This window comes from Tenacibaculum sp. SDUM215027 (assembly GCF_050566205.1).
GTDB lineage: Bacteria > Bacteroidota > Bacteroidia > Flavobacteriales > Flavobacteriaceae > Polaribacter.
In genome coordinates this window covers 133,787-151,343 of sequence record NZ_JBNXUE010000003.1, presented here as the reverse complement: position 1 = coordinate 151,343, position 17,557 = coordinate 133,787, and the positions used below count along the sequence as shown (strand labels likewise).

At 32.0% G+C, this 17,557-nt stretch carries 14 protein-coding genes; 5 read left to right on the top strand and 9 right to left on the bottom strand.

From position 1 onward, the window contains the following. Positions 1-13: 13 nt before the first annotated feature. The 4 genes from ACQYZ7_RS08855 to trkA all read right to left on the bottom strand — a co-directional run bounded on the left by ACQYZ7_RS08855 (position 14) and on the right by trkA (position 7,678). Complete coding sequence (locus tag ACQYZ7_RS08855; protein ID WP_430729393.1) at positions 14-3,757, bottom strand: T9SS type A sorting domain-containing protein; 3,744 nt, start codon at positions 3,755-3,757, stop codon at positions 14-16. Between the two features lie 202 nt (positions 3,758-3,959). Beyond that, positions 3,960-4,550 (bottom strand): phage tail protein, encoded by a 591-nt coding sequence (locus ACQYZ7_RS08850; protein ID WP_430729392.1) that lies wholly within the window; start codon positions 4,548-4,550, stop codon positions 3,960-3,962. Positions 4,551-4,832: 282 nt separating this feature from the next. Next, entirely contained in the window at positions 4,833-6,332 is a 1,500-nt protein-coding gene (locus tag ACQYZ7_RS08845) for a TrkH family potassium uptake protein (protein WP_430729391.1), read from the bottom strand. Next, positions 6,332-7,678 (bottom strand): Trk system potassium transporter TrkA, encoded by a 1,347-nt coding sequence (trkA, locus tag ACQYZ7_RS08840; protein WP_115900408.1) that lies wholly within the window; start codon positions 7,676-7,678, stop codon positions 6,332-6,334. The genes ACQYZ7_RS08845 and trkA overlap by 1 nt, the downstream gene beginning before the upstream one ends. 160 nt (positions 7,679-7,838) lie before the next feature. Here trkA and radC point away from each other — a divergent pair, with 160 nt between their 5' ends. From radC to ACQYZ7_RS08820, 4 genes are read left to right on the top strand one after another with little or no spacing between them, the layout of a single operon-like run. Beyond that, on the top strand, positions 7,839-8,525 hold the full coding sequence (radC, locus tag ACQYZ7_RS08835; RefSeq protein ID WP_430729390.1) for a RadC family protein: 687 nt from the start codon (positions 7,839-7,841) through the stop codon (positions 8,523-8,525). A gap of 29 nt (positions 8,526-8,554) precedes the next feature. Then, entirely contained in the window at positions 8,555-9,862 is a 1,308-nt protein-coding gene (locus ACQYZ7_RS08830; RefSeq protein WP_430729389.1) for a polysaccharide deacetylase family protein, read from the top strand. Then, positions 9,855-10,544, top strand: a complete 690-nt coding sequence (locus ACQYZ7_RS08825) for a YjjG family noncanonical pyrimidine nucleotidase (protein WP_430729388.1) — start codon at positions 9,855-9,857, stop codon at positions 10,542-10,544. Before ACQYZ7_RS08830 ends, ACQYZ7_RS08825 begins: the two co-directional genes overlap by 8 nt. Positions 10,545-10,590: 46 nt before the next feature. Then, the gene (locus tag ACQYZ7_RS08820; protein ID WP_430729387.1) at positions 10,591-11,334 is read left to right on the top strand and encodes a hypothetical protein; all 744 of its coding nucleotides are present in this window, start codon (positions 10,591-10,593) and stop codon (positions 11,332-11,334) included. Positions 11,335-11,352: 18 nt separating this feature from the next. On the opposite strand, the gene ACQYZ7_RS08815 is transcribed toward ACQYZ7_RS08820, so the two are convergent. The 3 genes from ACQYZ7_RS08815 to ACQYZ7_RS08805 form a co-directional block, all read right to left on the bottom strand. Next, positions 11,353-12,276, bottom strand: a complete 924-nt coding sequence (locus ACQYZ7_RS08815) for a YeiH family protein (RefSeq protein WP_430729386.1) — start codon at positions 12,274-12,276, stop codon at positions 11,353-11,355. A 76-nt stretch (positions 12,277-12,352) separates the two neighbouring features. Then, positions 12,353-13,234: a LysR family transcriptional regulator gene (locus tag ACQYZ7_RS08810; RefSeq protein ID WP_430729385.1), complete on the bottom strand. Its 882-nt coding sequence runs from the start codon at positions 13,232-13,234 to the stop codon at positions 12,353-12,355. Between the two features lie 19 nt (positions 13,235-13,253). Beyond that, positions 13,254-14,525 (bottom strand): replication-associated recombination protein A, encoded by a 1,272-nt coding sequence (locus ACQYZ7_RS08805; RefSeq protein WP_430729384.1) that lies wholly within the window; start codon positions 14,523-14,525, stop codon positions 13,254-13,256. 76 nt (positions 14,526-14,601) lie between these two features. Here ACQYZ7_RS08805 and ACQYZ7_RS08800 point away from each other — a divergent pair, with 76 nt between their 5' ends. After that, positions 14,602-15,306, top strand: a complete 705-nt coding sequence (locus tag ACQYZ7_RS08800; protein ID WP_430729383.1) for a rhomboid family intramembrane serine protease — start codon at positions 14,602-14,604, stop codon at positions 15,304-15,306. A gap of 30 nt (positions 15,307-15,336) precedes the next feature. Here ACQYZ7_RS08800 and rlmB read toward each other — a convergent pair whose 3' ends face one another. Both rlmB and ACQYZ7_RS08790 read right to left on the bottom strand, forming a co-directional pair. Beyond that, positions 15,337-16,074, bottom strand: a complete 738-nt coding sequence (rlmB, locus tag ACQYZ7_RS08795; protein ID WP_430729382.1) for a 23S rRNA (guanosine(2251)-2'-O)-methyltransferase RlmB — start codon at positions 16,072-16,074, stop codon at positions 15,337-15,339. Positions 16,075-16,152: 78 nt separating this feature from the next. Next, complete coding sequence (locus ACQYZ7_RS08790) at positions 16,153-17,553, bottom strand: RagB/SusD family nutrient uptake outer membrane protein (RefSeq protein WP_430729381.1); 1,401 nt, start codon at positions 17,551-17,553, stop codon at positions 16,153-16,155. Positions 17,554-17,557: the final 4 nt, after the last annotated feature.

The following is a 17,557-nucleotide window of genomic DNA, read 5'->3' as shown; positions in this document are numbered from 1 at the left end:
TTTTATAGCTTACTTATTTCAAGATTATTTTTTTAGAAACTTTTCCTAAATTAGAATTTAGTTTTACAATGTATACTCCAGTAGCTACGTTAGGTATGCTTATTTTACTAATTCCGTTAGAAATAATATTTCGATTTATAATTTCTTTACCTAAGATTGAATATACAGCTACATTCGCTTCTGTTTGTAAACCAACAATGGTTATTTCATTATCAGAAGAATTGTAAATGCTAATATTATCTAAAGAAGGTTCAATAATAGATGTTGGTTTTTTTGAATCTTTATACAAGTAAAATTGTCCAATACCGTTGGAATCTTTATTAAGAGTAGCAGTATAGTTTTCTTCTGATAAATTAGTGAATTCTCCAGTATTTTTATCTTCTAAATAAATATTTAAACCATCAGGTAACTGTAGATTTTTTATAGAAAAGGTTAACTTACTACCTGTTTTGGCAGTGACACCCACTGGTATTGCTAAGGTATTATCTGTAGGTAAAGTTTGAATTGCTAAGTTTTTACCTTCGTTTTCTGTAATAAGCTGCGTAAATACTGAAAAATCATGATTTACACCACTAAACATTTTTGAATCATAACCATAATCAAAACCAGTAGATTTACTTTCAATGTAAAACACACTTGTAGAATATGACTTTTCTCCATTACTAACTTGTAACTCAAAGTTAGTTTTAGGTTCTTGTTTCATAAAAGTATCAGAACCTTGGTGACTCTGGTTTGATGTAAAAAATATAACATTACTATTTGAGTTAGCTTCTACGAAAAAACCTTGTGAAGGAGCAATTTCAATAGGATTTACATTGTTATGTGTTATATACTTAGTTCCATCCCAAAGCCAAAAAGTAGCATTGTTAATTACAGGGTTACTTCCAGCCAAAGTAGCTGAATTTATATAATTAGTATATGGATTACCTAATAAGTTATAGTTAGTTCTGGTACCAGTACTTATTGGAACTCCATAATTAGTTGTAACCAAGTTTCCTGTAATCGAAACATCACCAGGGTTAGCAAGTTTTATAGAGAAACCATACCCAGGTATTGTACTTCCAGTTGAAATAGGGGTAGCATACGTCCAAGGACTAGCTCCATTGTTAGTATATGAACCAATACCTATATTACTTCCAGATCCACTAGCAAATGTATGATTAGAAATAATATCTTCTTGTGTTTCTCCAGAAAGAGGAGGAGCAACTAAGTGCCAATTAGTATCAGCTATGTTTCTTTTATAAGTAACACTTGCAGTTACACTTGAAGTTGCAATTAATGAGGCTCCAGAATTAATAGTGATACTATTCACTGTAACTGGAGATGTAATTGTAGGGTAGTTTGTTATGCCAGAAGGAATAATAATATCCGCATTTGTTGAGGGAAGGCTATTAGAGTCCCAGTTTGAAGCTGTATCCCAATCATTATTTGTAGTTCCTGTCCAAGTATAGGTTTGTATACCTACTAAAACACCGGTTGTTACACCTACGCTGTTTAATGTTAGGTTAGCATCATTAGAAGCACTATCTTTTAAAGTACCACCATTAGCAGCTAATGTACCAACTGTGATACCGTCAGTATCTAAATCACCAGATTGTACTGTATATCTAAAAAATAAGGCACTTGTTCCACTTCCACTTTGGTAAGCTGCTTGACGTGTAGTAGCCCCGATAATTATAGCTATTTGAGGAGTTCCACCAGCTGTATTTACGGAGATGTTTTCGTTAAAGTTAACGGTGAAGTCTAAGTTTTGACCAGTTATATAAGTAGCGTTTGCAGGTACATTAACACTTGTTACAGTAGGAGCAACTGCATCTACTAAAACAGCAGTTGTAGCGCCTACACTGTTTAATATCAGGTCAGCATCATTATTAACGGCGTCTTTTAAAGTACCTCCATTTGTAGCTAATGTACCAACGGTTATACCGTCAGTATCTGAATCACCTGCTTGTATTGTATACCTAAAAAGTAAGGCACTTGTTCCACTTCCACTTAGGTAAGTTGCTTGACGCGTAGTTGCTCCAATAGTAATAGCTATTTGGGGAGTTCCTCCAGTGGTGTTAACAGTAATATTTTCATTAAAGTTAACGGTAAAATCTAAATTTTGTCCTGCACTATAGGTGCCATTAGCGGGTACACTAACATTTGTTATCGTTGGAGCAACAGCATCTACTAAAACACCAGTGGTACTACCTACACTGTTTAATGTTAAAACAGCATCGTTAGAAGCGGCATCTTTTAACGTTCCTCCGTTTGCTGCTAAAGTACCAACAGCTATACCGTCAGTATCTGAATCACCTGATTGTACTGTATACCTGAAAACTAAGGCACTTGTTCCGCTTCCGTTTTGGTAAACTGCTTGACGTGTAGTAGCTCCAATAGTAACAGCTATTTGAGGAGTTCCTCCTGTAGTATTTACGGTTACATTTTCATTAAAGTTAACGGTAAAATCTAAGTTTTGACCTGAAATATAAGTAGCATTTGTAGGCACATTAACATTCGTTACGGTAGGAGGAACAGCATCTACTAATACAGCTGCTGTAGCTCCCACACTATTTAAAGTTAGGTTAGCATCTTTCCCTCCAGCATCTTTTAAAGTGCTTCCATTTGCAGCTAACGAACCAACAGCAATACCGTCAGTATCAAGATCTCCTGTAAGAACAGTATGTCTAAAAAGTAAAACATTTGTTCCGCTACCGCTAATATAGGTTGCTTGGCGTGTAGTAGCGCCAATAGTAATAGCTATTTGAGGAATTCCTCCTGTAGTATTTACAGTTACATTTTCATCAAAATTCACAGTAAAATCTAAATTTTGTCCTGTTATATAAGTAGCATTGGTAGGTACGTTAACACTTGTTACGGTGGGTGCAACTGCACTTGAAATAACTGTTGTTGTGTTATCAGTATCATCAACAGTACCATCATTAATAACTACTGTAAAAGTTGTGGTTTCTGAGGTTGCTGTTCTGTTATCTGTAGGGTTAAAAGATAATGCACTTAGTTTTGATTGTAAATCACCAGGTGTGGTACTCGCTATGGTATAAGGACCAGAACCAGAAAGCCCTGTACCCGATAAAACACCTTTTGCATTATTATCTAAAGTAATAGTTGCAGATAAGTTATCTCCATCAGCATCAGTTGTTGTAATAGATGAAAAAGGAGAAATAGTGCTATTATCATTTACACTTTGACCAGCGGTTGTTCCTCCAATTATTGGAGCTGTATTAGAGACAGCCGATGTAACTACCATATCATCTATAGAAAAACCTCCAAAAAGAGGTGTATCAGGTGTGATAATTAATTCATCAATATCAGAAAATGAACCAGTTGTTGGTGAGGCAAGGTTTATACTAATAGCTGAATTATGAGTAGGAGCTACTAAGATAAGTGTACCTACTGTTGTACCATTTTTTTTACCAGTAAAAGTAAAACCAAGATCACTAGCGACTAAAGCTTGCTGGTAAGCAAATTGCATAGATGTTATGCCAATTTCTCCTCCACTATCCGTTGATAGCGTTCCAGAAATAATTGAGGCGGAACCATTCCCAGCCCACGATAATACGGCATCAGTGACTCCGCCAATAGCATCAGTACCTACTCCGTTTCCACTTGTAGCAAAAGCAAGAATGATATTTTCGCTATTTGAAGCACCTGGAGTACAAGACATATCAAAACTATTCAAAAGAGAATTAGCAGATTGATCTACACTAGGATTGGCATCATCCGCTAAAACTAAAGTAGATGAACCAAATTCCATAGTACTAGGAGTTTGAGCTCTTAATTGGTTGTTTGCGAACAATAGCACAGAATAAACAATTGCATTCAAAAAGAGTTTGAAGTAATAATGTCTCATTTTATTTAGTATATGATTGGTTAATAAATATTAAAGCTATTTTATAGATAAAACTCTAATGATTTCCACTAGAGTTTTATTTTATAAGTGAATTGTAGTAAATAAGTTAATTTCTAGAAGGAAAAATACCTACCAAAGCAATAATATAATTAACAGCTAAATAAGGCTGTACATTAGTATGTGGTAAATTTCCACCTGTATTAAGTATATTCAAACCAGCATTAGCACTAATAGTTTGCCCATTAACAGTATTGTTAGCTGGCCCATAAGCATTTACAGGTGTTGCACCTATACCAGACCCAAAACTTGCGCCAGCAGGGACATCTCCTGCTTGAGGAGTGCTACGAATACCAGCATCAGCACTTAATTGAATATGTTGGTCAGCAGCTGTATTGTTTTGAGTTGAATGATTATGACTTGGCATTTGAGTAATGTTTAAGGTAACCGTTTCTACCCCCCCTCTTTGTCCTAATCTATAATCACTTAAACCAGGACCTCTTCTTGGGCCTATTGGGGCTCTACCTCTTAAATCAGGTAAAGCAAAAGTTGTTCTTCCATCACCTCCGTAAGTGGTGCCTAAAATTGAAAATAAAGCAGTGTTTTGTGCAATTGATAATAATTGGCCATCGCAAAATGCCCAACCTCTTGGAGCGAAGTTTCCTCCGAACATAACAATTTCTCCTATAAATGGATCCATAAATAATAAAGTTTAGTAGTTAATGTTTAGAACAACAATTTAGTAAAAAAAACAATATGCTTTGTGTAACTGTTTAATTATTTGCTGATTACAGTGTTGGTTGCAAGTTTGTAAAATTGCTAAATGTTGAATGTTTGTTTTCTAAAATCAAATTTAAAGACAAACTGAACTAAACTTTAATTCTATTGTTTAAGCGTTTTTGATTGATATGCGAACGTATATTTTTAAGGTATATACGTTTAAGTGAGAAAAGGTATTAATAGGTATTAGTGTTGTAAAAAATTAGTTTTTTCTCCAGAAGAAAGGAGTTAATAAAATTAACACAGTAAATAGCTCTAGACGGCCAATTAACATTAAAAAGGAACAAAACCATTTAGCCCCAGCTGATAAATGATTAAAATTGTCTACAGGGCTTACGCTACCTATAGCAGGTCCAATATTTCCTAATGAAGAAGCACATGCTCCTAAAGCAGACTTTATATCCAAACCTAAAAGAGCCAAAACAACGGTACCTATTATAAAAATTAACATGTATAACACAAAAAACGAGAGTATATTAAATATAATAGTTTGTTTTACTGCTTTACCATCATAACGAACAGGTATTATAGCATTTGGATGTAGTGATTTTTTAAACTCTAAGAAGCTGTTTTTTAGCATAATAATATGACGAACAACTTTTACACCCCCGGCTGTAGACCCAGCTGATCCTCCTAAGAAAAATAAAGAGAAAAATATAGCGGTAACAAAAAAGCTCCACATTGTAAAATCGGCAGTAACAAAACCTGTTGTGGTTACTACAGAAATTACAGAAAATAAAGAATGTCTTATGGCACTTTCTACTTCCCCCCATGCTTTTGGATGCTCTATACTGGTTTGTAGATTTGGATCCTGAAAGAATATAATCATTAAGGCAACAATAGTTGATATTCCAATAATTCCGAAGAAATAGTATTTAAACTCTTCACTTTGTATCACTTTTCTAACTTTTCCTTTTAAAGCGAAGTAGGTAAGTACAAAATTGGTTCCTGCAATAAACATGAAAAAAATGATTGTATATTGAATTGAAGGAGTTCCGTTCCAGTGAGCTACACTTGCATTTTTAGTAGAAAAACCACCAGTACTTACGGTTGCCATGGCGTGATTAATGGCATCAAACCAAGTCATTCCAGCTACTTTTAGTAGTAAAAATTCAAGAGCAGTCAATAATACATAAATTAACCATAAGCGTTTTGCTGTATCAGTAATTCTTGGGTGTAGCTTATCTGCTGAAGGTCCTGGAGCTTCAGCCATAAAAAGCTGCATTCCTCCAATACCTAATAAAGGTAAAATAGCAATAGTAAGTACAATGATTCCCATACCACCAATCCAGTGAGTACAGCTACGCCAAAACAGAATACCTTTTGGCATGGATTCGATATCGGTTAAAATAGATGATCCTGTGGTTGAATATCCTGAAATTGTTTCAAAAAAAGCATTGGTAATATTTGGAATACTTTCTGTAAGTAAATAGGGGAGCATTCCTGTAAATGATAAGGTAAGCCAACCTAAGGTAACAATAAGGTAGCCTTCTTTTTTATGAATATTTTTATTGTCAGGTTTATTAAAAAAAAACAATAAAGAACCTATAGCTATTGTTATGATTCCTGCATTTAGAATTCCCAATGTAGAAGATTCATGGTAATAAAAACTTATGGGTAGAGTAAGCCACATAAATAATCCGTTAAGGATGGCTGTAACTCCTAAAAAGCGATAAACTAATTTAAGATTAAGATTCTCCATTATTTGAATAAATCTTCTACAATATTTATGGCTTCAGGTAAACAAAAAACAATGGCTTTGTCACCACTTTGCATTTGAAAATCACCAAAAGACATTAATGCTTCTCCATTTCTAATTACGCCACCAATAATAGCTTCTCTAGGAAAACGCAATTCTCTAATTATTTTTTGGGTTACTTTAGCACCAGGATGTACTTCAAACTCAAAAACTTCAGCATCAACATTATGTAGGTTAGCTAAAGCTACAATTTCTCCTTTTCTAATATGACGGAAAATGTTACTTGCAGCTATTAACTTTTTATTAATTAGAGTGTCGATACCAATAGTTTGTGAAATATTGATGTAATCCATGTTTTCTACTAAGGCAACTGTTTTTTTTACACCTTTAGATTTTGCTACTAAACAAGACATGATGTTTGTTTCAGAATCTCCAGTAACAGCCACAAAAGCATCCATTTCTCTAATACTTTCTTCTTCTAATAATTCTAAATCTCTACCATCACCATAAATTACCAATGTATTACGAAGGTCTTCGGCAAGTTGTAAGGCTTTGTCTTTATCTTTTTCAATCAACTTCACTTTAAAGTTGTCTTTGCAAAGTTTTCTAGCTGTTTTTCTTCCAACGCGGCTTCCTCCTAAAATCATCACGTTTGTAATGTCGATATATTCCTTTCCGATAATAGGATACAGTTTGTCAATACTATATTTAGGTACAGAGAAATATACTTGATCGTTTATTTTGTACTCAGTATCTCCACGAGGAATAATTGTTTGGGAAGTTCCTTCACGTTTTATAGCTATAGTAATAAAATCTACTAAGCAATATTTTTCTTTAGTTTCTTTAACTGTAAGATCAAGAATAGGAGATTTATACCCAAGTGTTGTACCCATGATATTGAAAACTCCATTTTCAAAGGCTACTGTATCGTTAAAAGAAGATTGATTAAGTAGAGATTTAATTTCTTCAGCAGCTAATTCTTCTGGGGAAATCATAAAATCTACTCCGTAATCTTTAAAATTGATACAAGGGTTGTTTAAAAATTCAGGATTACTAATTCTAGCAATTGTTTTTTTTACTCCCAATGCTTTACCTATTACAGAAATGGTAAAGTTTGTATTAGGACTTTCAGTTACTGCTAACAGTAAGTCTGCAGAGTTAATACCTATTTCTTTCAATAGTTTTATAGAGGTAGCATCCCCTTTTTTGGTAATAACATCTAAATGATTGTTTAGATATTCTAATTTTTCACCATCAAAATCGACTACGTATGTGTCTTGTGCTTCGTAAGAAAGGAGTTTAGCCAAATGAAAACCTACGTCTCCAGCCCCGGCTATGATAATCTTCATATTAAAAATTAAAAGAGATAGAAAGCAAAGATACTGTGCTTCTTTTGGTTGTGCAAAAAATGAATTATATTTATAAACCTGTAAGAAAAAGTAATTAAATATTCATGGTTAACAACTGGATTAATATATTGAATTGTAATGCTGTGAAAAAAGGAAAAATATGAATAAGATTTCTATTAAATCTTGGGCATTAGATGATAGACCAAGAGAAAAACTAATGTCAAAAGGAAAAACAGTATTGTCTGATGCAGAGTTGATCGCTATTTTGATAGGCTCAGGAAACAGAGAGGAAAGCGCTGTAGCTTTGGCTAAAAGAATATTATTATCGGTAAACAATGACTTAAATACATTAGCAAAACTGTCGGTAGAGGAGTTGATGAAGTTTAAAGGAATAGGGGAGGCGAAGGCAATATCTATAGTAACTGCTTTAGAGTTTGGTAAAAGAAGACAATTTGAAGAAAGAGCAAGTATCTCTAAAATAAACAGCTCTACTGATGTAGCAAAAATTATGCAACCACTCATAGGTGACTTGCATTATGAAGAGTTTTGGGTATTGTACCTTAATAATTCAAATAAAGTATTAGCGAAACATCAGTTAAGTAAAGGAGGTTTTACAGCTACTTTGGTAGATGTACGACTGCTTTATAAAAGAGCGTTAGAACTTTCTGCAATAGGTGTAATTGTTTGTCATAACCATCCTTCAGAAAAATTATCACCAAGTAAATCAGATATTGAAATAACAGAGAAAATTAAACAAGCAGGTGTTACTTTAGATATTAAATTGCTAGATCACCTAATAGTTACTGAAAAAGCTTATTTTAGCTTTGCAGATGAAGGAATTTTATAGTCGTTTTACACGATTACTAGTTACTATTTATGATACTTATTTATACCCATAAAGTTACTCCTAGAGTACGTTATATTTTCAAACATATTTTTACTCGTATTTTACAAGTTCAAATTGATTTTACAGGTAAAGTAGAAGAGTTTGTAGCTTACAATGGACCTAAGTTTTCATATACAAATGTGCCTTTAGGAAAAGAATTTTTCGTTCAAAGTAATGAGCTGCTTTTTCAGCAAGGTATAAAGGATGTAGAAATAGTGATTCAAAAATGGGATGAAGTTCCTTGTTTCTTTCCAACTGTTGAAGCTTCTGAAATTCCGTTTGATATTTTTGCAGCTAGCTTTTTCTTAATTTCAAGGTACGAAGAATATTTACCACATATAAAAGATAAGCATGGGCGATTTACAGCTGGTGAAAGTATAGCCTATCAAAATGGATTTTTAGAAAAACCTCTGGTTGATATTTGGGCATATAAATTTTTGGAGACCTTAAAACAAAAATTTCCAGACTTTGAACATACAACAAGGGAGTATCAATATATTTCTACAATAGACGTCGATAATGCTTATGCTTATAAGTATAAGAGTTTTATAAGAACTATTGGAGGATTTTTAAAAGACGCTTCTCAATTTAAGGTTTTTACAATTTGGGATCGATTTGCAGTATTTTTCAATCTTAAAAAAGACCCTTTTGATACATTTCAAAAAATTACAGAGTTAAAGAAAACTTACAATGTAAGAACCATATTTTTCTTTTTAATAGGTGATTATACTACATTTGACACGAATGTGTCTGCCTCAAAAAGAAAATTCAAATTACTAATAAAAGACATGGTTGATTATGCTCGTGTAGGGTTACATCCGTCATATTACACGATGAATGATTCTGTAATGTTAAAAAAAGAAAAAGAACGTTTAGAAGCGATAACTAACATACCTGTTAAACGCTCAAGACAACACTATTTACGAGTATCTTTACCAGAAACGTATCAACAGTTAATAGATTTAGAGATAGATGAAGATTACTCAATGGGATATGCAACACACGTAGGGTTTCGAGCAAGTACTTGTACTCCATTTTATTTTTACGATTTAGATTTTGAAATTCAAACACCTTTAAAAATATTTCCGTTTGCATTGATGGATACGACATTAAATGATTATATGAAGTTAACACCAAAACAGTCGTTAGGAAAAATTAGAGATTTAAAAAATGAAGTAAAGGCAGTAAATGGTACTTTTATAACGGTATTCCATAATGAAAGCTTGAGTAACTATTTGAGATGGAGAGGATGGAGTAGGTTGTATAATTCAATGCTTAAAATAGTAGGAAATGTTTAGAGAAGAGATGGAAATAAAACATTTATTTTTTGATTTAGATCATACGCTGTGGGATTTTGATAGAAATTCCAAACTTACTTTCCAACAAATTTTTGAAGAACAAAAAATAACCATCCCAATACATAGCTTTTTAGAAGTGTATATACCTGTAAATTTAAAATATTGGAGGCTATATAGAGAAGATAAGGTAGAAAAAACAGTATTAAGATATTATCGCTTAAAAGAAACTTTTGATAGCTTAGAGTATGTTATTTCTGATGATTTAATAAATCAAATTTCAGAAGACTACATTCGTTATCTACCTAATTTTAATTATTTATTTGATAATGCTATTGAGGTTTTACAGTATTTAGAAAGTAAGTATCAATTGCATATAATAACGAATGGTTTTGAAGAAGTACAAAACTTAAAATTAGAAAAATCTGGGATACATACTTTTTTTAGAGAAATAATAACATCTGAATGTGTTGGAGTAAAAAAACCAAATCCAAAGGTTTTCGAATTTGCTTTAGGTAAAGCAGGAGCAAAAGCACATCAGTCGGTTATGATTGGAGATAGTTATGAAGCAGATGTTATGGGAGCAATAAATTCAGGAATGAGAGCAATTCATTTTTCTCAAGAAGATAAGAATAATGAAGTACAACGAGTAACTAACTTGGTAGAGTTAAAAAAATATTTATAAGTTTATAAAAACAACTATACTTAATAAACACAATAAAAAACTAAAAATGAAAAAAATACTTTTTATAGCGTTATTTATAACAACAGCAAGTTTTGCACAAAAAACAATTAATAACTATAAATATGTTATAGTACCAACTAAGTTTGATTTTGTGAAAGGAAAAGATAAGTATCAAACAAGTTCACTAACAAAATTCTTATTCAATAAATATGGTTTCACAGCCTTTTTAGATGATGAGAAGTTACCTGAAGAAGTATTAAATAACAGATGCTTAGTTTTAACAGGTACTGTTAAAGACGATTCAGGTTTATTTACAACAAAGAGTATTGTAGAATTAAGAGATTGTTATAATAAGGTAGTGTTTACTTCACAAGTAGGTAAAAGTAAAGAAAAAGATTATAAAAAGGCTTATCACGAAGCTATCCGAGATGCATTTAATTCTGTAAAAGTATTAAAGTATAAGTATATTCCATCAAAAGAAGTAGCAGTTGTAAAAGAGGAAATAACAACTCCAGTAGTTTCAGCTATTGAAACAGTAAAAAATAAAACTATTGAAGTTAAAGAAGAAAGTACTACAAAAAATGCATTATACGCTCAATCAATAACTAATGGATTTCAGTTAGTAAATACAAAGCCTGAAGTTGTTTTTCAAGTATTAAAAACGAATGTAAAGGATGTCTTTGTAATTAAAGATAAAAATGGAATTTTATATAAAAATGGTGATTTTTGGTTTGCAGAATATTATAAAAATGGAACTAAAGTAACAAAACAATATCAGATTAAGTTCTAATATATATATCACTACTCTTTAAAAATTTATAATAAAGAGTAGTGAAAAAATACTTATAAATATCCATAAAACAACAGCAAAAATAATAGGCTTAATACCGTTTTCTTTTAAATCTTTAATAGTTAAGTTCATTCCTACTAAAAATAAAGTTGTTATAAGGAGTCTTTTAGACAATTCTACAATGTTTATAGAAACACTTTCTGGAACAATTTGATAGCTATTGAGCAACATTGCTATAATGAAGCCTATTATAAAATAAGGGATTTTAATTTTTCTATCACCAGATTTAAAAAGAAACATAGCAAAAAACGACAAAGGTATAATCCATAAAGTGCGTGCAAGTTTCACGGTAGTAGCTATTTGTAAAGCCTCGTCACCGTATTCTAAAGCAGCCCCTACTACAGAGCTTGTATCGTGAATAGCTATTGCACACCAAACACCAAATTGCTTTTGAGTTAACCCCAAAATATGACCTAAAGGAGGAAATATAAACAAGGCTATAGCATTAAAAAAGAAAACGACTCCAATAGCAATGCTAATAGTTTTATGATTAGCTTTAATTACAGGGGAAATAGCAGCAATAGCACTACCTCCGCAGATAGAAGTTCCTGAAGTAATTAAAAAACCTAATTTTTTATCAATTGTAAATAGCTTAATAAAAACTAGGCCTAGAATAACAGTTAAAATAATTGATAAAGTAGTTAAAGTAAGACCGTCTTTACTTGTTTGTAAAGTTTCAGTTAAAGACATACCAAAACCTAAACCAATTACTGATGCTTTTAAAAGTATTTGAGTTGCTTTTCTTGTTTCTTCAGGAAAAGGATTTTTAAAAATAAATGTTATAATAAAACCAGATATTAAGGCAAAAGAGCTAGAAATATAGCCGGTTAATGTTAGTATTATAAAGAGAGTAAGCAAGCTAATTTGATAGAACTGTTTCATGTTTTTTAAAATTATATGAAACAAAACTACAATTGAAAGATAACTCTAAAGCAAATTAAAATGTTATATGAAATAACTAAAAGTTATAATTAGTTCTGATTAATTTATAAAGCAAGTTCATTTTTTTTGACTGATAGCTTGTTCTACAAACAAAGTCAAATTCTCGTTGAAAAGAGATACCTTTTATATCAACAATCTTTAGTTTGTTTTGGATGAGTTTTTCTGTTACAGCATGAATAGATAAAAGAGCATAAGAATTAGAGTAGTGTAAATATTGCTCAATAGCCTCTGTGTTATTTAATGTAATTACTCTGTTTAGTTTAGTAATGTTGTTTTTCTTTAAAGTTTCTTCAATTATTTCACGTGTACCAGAACCGATTTCACGGCCTATATAAGGTATTTCACTTAATTCTTTTTTTGATATAGAACTTTTACTGTTAATATTGTTAGTGCTTGTTACCAGCACAATCTCATCTTTAATAAATTTAGAGTATCGTAATAATTGATTAGAGGATTTTCCTTCTACAATACCAAATTCTAATTCTTGGTTTAAGATTTTACGTTCAATATCTTTAGTGTTACCACTAATTATATTGAATTTTATATGGCTTGAGTTTTGCTGTATTTTAGCAAGTACTTTTGGTATTACATACGTAGCAATTGTAGTACTTAATCCTAAATTAAATTCAAGAGAAGTGTTCTCTTCATTTAAAAGAAAAGAGTTCTCTAACTCTTCAAACAACTCGGTAATTTTATAAGCGTAATCAAGAAAAATTTTCCCTTCATTTGTTAATGAAATAGAATTTCTAGAGCGGTTAAAAAAAGACGTGTTGTATTCTTCCTCTAATTTAGAAATAGTTTTAGAAACAGCAGGTTGTGAAATATTCAACTCTTTAGAAGCAAGTGTAAAACTTGAATACTGAGCAACTTTGATAAAAGTTTTTAGTTTATAATTCATAGCCTTTTATGTACTTTAACTAATAATTGTACTTATCTCTCCAACGTTGCTTTAACAACTCTCTAAATTGATTTTCACGAGTATTATTTCCAGGTTCATACAATTTAGTGTTTTTAATTTCATCAGGTAAAAACTCCTGGTTTATAAAATTACCTGCGTAATTGTGAGAGTATTGATATTCCTTTCCGTAGTCTAAATCTTTCATTAGTTTAGTAGGAGCATTTCTTAAGTGTAAAGGAACTGACAGGTCTCCCGTAGTTTTAACAAGGTTCTGTGCTTCACCAATAGCCATGTAAGAGGCATTACTTTTGGCAGAATTAGCTAAATATACAGCACACTGACTTAAAATAATCCTAGACTCCGGATACCCAATTACTGAAACAGCTTGAAAAGTATTATTTGCTAAAATTAACGCAGTAGGGTTCGCGTTACCTATATCTTCGGAAGCAGCAATTAACATTCTACGAGCAATAAACTTTACATCTTCGCCCCCTTCAATCATACGAGCTAACCAATATACAGCAGCGTTAGGGTCACTACCTCTAATAGATTTTATAAAGGCAGAAACAATATCGTAATGTTGCTCACCAGTTTTATCATAACGAACCGTGTTTTTTTGAATCTTAGATAACACTAACTCATTGGTAACCTCAATTTCATCATTAGCAGCGACTAATAATTCAAAAATATTCAGAAGTTTTCTGGCATCACCACCAGAAACTTGAAGTAGTGCATCGGTTTCTTTTAAGTTGATTTTTTTTTGAGAAATAATTTCATCTTTTTCCATTGCACGATGAAGTAGAGCAATCAAATCATTTTTGTCAAAAGAATTTAAAATATAAACTTGGCAACGAGAGAGTAGGGCAGGTATGACTTCAAAACTAGGGTTTTCTGTAGTTGCTCCAACCAAAGTTACCCAACCTTTTTCAACAGCACCTAATAAAGAATCTTGTTGTGATTTACTAAAGCGATGAATTTCATCAATAAACAAAATGGGGTTTTTCTGTGTGAACAATCCGCCACTTTGTTTAGCTTTTTCAATAACTTCACGCACATCTTTTACTCCGGAGCTAATAGCACTCAAAGTATAAAAAGGACGCCCAGATTCATTTGCAATAATATTAGCTAAAGTAGTTTTACCAATTCCTGGAGGTCCCCATAAAATTAAAGAAGGAATAATTCCTTGTTTAATATGATTGGTTAATATTCCATTTTCGCCTACTAAATGTTGTTGACTAATATAGTCGCCTAAACTTTGAGGACGGATTCTTTCTGCCAAAGGTTGATTCATAATGTAAAAATAGCAAAGATTTATGACAGAAGTTCAGAAATACTACTTTGGATTTATTTTTGTTATTTTCAAGGTCATGAACACAGAACAACAGCTAAAATTTTCTCCTTCTATTTTCACAATACCTTTTTTATTTGTTTTAATAATATGGTTTGTGTACTGGATAGAAATTAGACTCGGATGGAATTTCAACAAATTTGGCGTTTTCCCAAGAAGTTTTAGTGGCTTAAAAGGGGTTATATGCTCGCCTTTTATTCACAGTGATGCCAAACATCTTTTTAATAATTCAGTCCCTTTATTTGTGCTCTCTGCTTGTCTTTTTTATTTTTATAAGGAAGTAGCAGTGAAAGTTTTGGTGTTTGGTGGAATTATAACAGGACTATTAACTTGGGTAATTGCTCGTGAATCATATCATATTGGTGCAAGTGGAATTGTGTATCTACTTTTCAGTTTTGTTCTTTTTAGTGGAATAATAAAGGAAAATTACAGATTAGTTGCTGTTTCTTTCATTACTATATTTTTATATGGAAGCATGGTTTGGTATGTATTACCAATTAAAGAAGGGATGTCATGGGAAGGACATTTATCAGGGCTAATAACTGGGATCGTTTTAGCACTGTTATACAGAAAAAGAGGAATTGTAAAAGAAAAATTTGAATTTACTAAAACAGAATTTGATTCTATGTTTGATGAAAATGGAAATTATGTTCCACCAGTAATTGAAGAAGATGTCGAGTTAGAAGAAATTAAATACAAGTATATTTATAAAGAAGAAGAATAAAAAATCCTGCTTTCAGCAGGATTTTTAATATTATAAACGTTGTCTTACGGCTTCATATAAAAAGGCACCACAAGCAACTGATACATTTAGTGATTCTATTTCTCCTAGCAACGGTAGTTTAGCCTTATAGTCAGCCATTTTTAATACAGAGTTACTTACACCTTTGTGTTCAGAACCCATAATAATAGCAATAGGTTGATTAAAATCAACATCAAAAACTGAATCTTCAGTTTTTTCAGTTGCAGCAGCTAGCTTAATGTCTGCCGATTTTAATTGAAAAATAGCATCTTTGATATGATCTACTTTACAAATTGGGATTTTAAAAGCAGCACCAGCTGAAGTTTTAATGGTTTCAGCATTTACAGGAGCACTACCACTTTTTTGAATGATAATTCCGTTTACACCAGTACATTCTGCAGTTCTAATAATAGCTCCAAAATTTCTAACATCAGAAACTTGATCTAATAATAAAAATAGGGGAGTATTGTCTGATTCTAACGTAGCTTCTATTAAAGTCTCTAAATCTTGAAAATCAATAGGAGAAATTTTAGCTACAGCACCTTGGTGGTTATTGTGTTTCGATAAACGATCTAGCTTTTCTGTAGGAACTACACTAGTTGAAATCTTATTTTTTTTCAAGAGCTTATCTAATTGAAAAAACAAGTCTCCTCTTAAGCCTTTCTGAAGATATACTTTATTAATTGAAGCTCCACTTTCAATAGCTTCAATAATGGCTCTAATACCAAAAATGTTTGTGTTTTGTTCCATGCTGCAAATGTAGTTGATTTTATGGTATAAAAAAACCACCTCGCACGAGGTGGTTTAAAGTTTTATAAGTTATTAATCTTAATACCCTTTATTTTGCTTAATGTTAGAGTTAGAATTAATTTGACTTAACGGAATTGGTAAAGCTAACCTGCTATCTCCATAAGGAATAGTAGCTGAAAAAGCTTGATTAGCGTCTATTTTTTCAATATCACTTCCAGTTCTCATTAAATCTTCAAAACGAAATCCTTCAAACATTAACTCTTTTCTTCTCTCTAATAAAATATTTTCTTTAGTAGCAGCAGCATAAGGGGTTGCCCCTCTTTCTGCAGGTATTTTATTAAGTTCTGTTAAGGCGTCAGAAGCTCCGCCAGTCGGAGATTCTAATAAAGCTTCAGCATAATTTAAAATTAATTCTTCATATCTTAAAAGAGGTATATCGTCAGAACCGTTAAGGTCAGGAAATTTACCTAAGTTTCTAAGTTTACTACCTTCATAACCTAAGATACCTTTTTCTCCATCAAAAAGACCACGTACATCAGTAGGCTCAAAAATAGTAGCAACATTATCAAGTACTTCAATATCTCCATATGAATTACCTCTGTAAATATAACCTAACCCATCACTATCTCTATTGTCAGTAGAACTAAAAGCTAGTGAAAGAATCATATTTTGTGTGTTATCAGTTTCATAAGAACCTACAAAATTATCTTTAGGTATTATAGAGTAGCCTCCATTATTAATTACATCTTCAGCAGCGGTAACAGCTCTATCCCAGTCTTCAAAGTAAACAGCAACTCTAGCCTCTAATGCTCTGGCAGCGTACTTAGAAAAGAAGTGTGAATCAGAGCTAGGAACCATCATATTATATGCTGTTTCTAAGTCGTCATAAATTTTATCCTTAACCTCTTGAATAGTATTTCTATTAGGAAGCAAATCTTCAACCCCTGGGTTTGTTTCACTAGAAGTATATTTAGTAATATAAGGTATACCTCCTGGAGTAGTACCTCCAGTAACATGAGCTTGACCATACTGCTTTAATAGATCAAAATGAGCCAAGGCTCTTAAGGCATAAGCTTGTCCTTGAATATCTTTACCTCTATCCATATCTCCTGTAAGTGAGCTTAAGTCTGTGCTTATAATTAAATTGGCACTAGAAATTGAAGCGTAAGCAGCATTCCAAAAATGGCCAGAATTAGAAGCGTAAGAAAAACCTCCTTGTGTAATAAATCTACCAGAACTACCGTTAGGAAAAGTATTATCTGTTCTTACTTCGTTAAGAATAATGTAATCTCGACCGTAATAAGTGCTTAAAGTTAAACGATTATAAGCCCCTTTAACTAAAGCGTATAGGTTATCAACATTTTTAATAGCTTCTGAGGCTTCTTTTTGTTGATCTAAAGTAGGATCCAAATCATCTGTACCACAACTAAAAAAAGTAAGTGATAGTACAAGACCTACGAATATATATGTTTTTTTCATTATA

Excerpts from the sequence above, each read along its gene's own strand:
- ACQYZ7_RS08790 (WP_430729381.1), bottom strand. The coding sequence starts at position 17,553 with ATGAAAAAAACATATATATTCGTAGGTCTTGTACTATCACTTACTTTT.
- ACQYZ7_RS08810 (WP_430729385.1), bottom strand. The coding sequence starts at position 13,234 with ATGAATTATAAACTAAAAACTTTTATCAAAGTTGCTCAGTATTCAAGT.
- ACQYZ7_RS08845 (WP_430729391.1), bottom strand. The coding sequence starts at position 6,332 with ATGGAGAATCTTAATCTTAAATTAGTTTATCGCTTTTTAGGAGTTACA.
- ACQYZ7_RS08830 (WP_430729389.1), top strand. The coding sequence starts at position 8,555 with ATGATACTTATTTATACCCATAAAGTTACTCCTAGAGTACGTTATATT.
- ACQYZ7_RS08805 (WP_430729384.1), bottom strand. The coding sequence starts at position 14,525 with ATGAATCAACCTTTGGCAGAAAGAATCCGTCCTCAAAGTTTAGGCGAC.
- ACQYZ7_RS08815 (WP_430729386.1), bottom strand. The coding sequence starts at position 12,276 with ATGAAACAGTTCTATCAAATTAGCTTGCTTACTCTCTTTATAATACTA.
- ACQYZ7_RS08850 (WP_430729392.1), bottom strand. The coding sequence starts at position 4,550 with ATGGATCCATTTATAGGAGAAATTGTTATGTTCGGAGGAAACTTCGCT.
- rlmB (WP_430729382.1), bottom strand. The coding sequence starts at position 16,074 with ATGGAACAAAACACAAACATTTTTGGTATTAGAGCCATTATTGAAGCT.
- ACQYZ7_RS08800 (WP_430729383.1), top strand. The coding sequence starts at position 14,602 with ATGAACACAGAACAACAGCTAAAATTTTCTCCTTCTATTTTCACAATA.
- radC (WP_430729390.1), top strand. The coding sequence starts at position 7,839 with ATGAATAAGATTTCTATTAAATCTTGGGCATTAGATGATAGACCAAGA.
- ACQYZ7_RS08855 (WP_430729393.1), bottom strand. The coding sequence starts at position 3,757 with ATGGAATTTGGTTCATCTACTTTAGTTTTAGCGGATGATGCCAATCCT.
- ACQYZ7_RS08825 (WP_430729388.1), top strand. The coding sequence starts at position 9,855 with ATGTTTAGAGAAGAGATGGAAATAAAACATTTATTTTTTGATTTAGAT.
- ACQYZ7_RS08820 (WP_430729387.1), top strand. The coding sequence starts at position 10,591 with ATGAAAAAAATACTTTTTATAGCGTTATTTATAACAACAGCAAGTTTT.
- trkA (WP_115900408.1), bottom strand. The coding sequence starts at position 7,678 with ATGAAGATTATCATAGCCGGGGCTGGAGACGTAGGTTTTCATTTGGCT.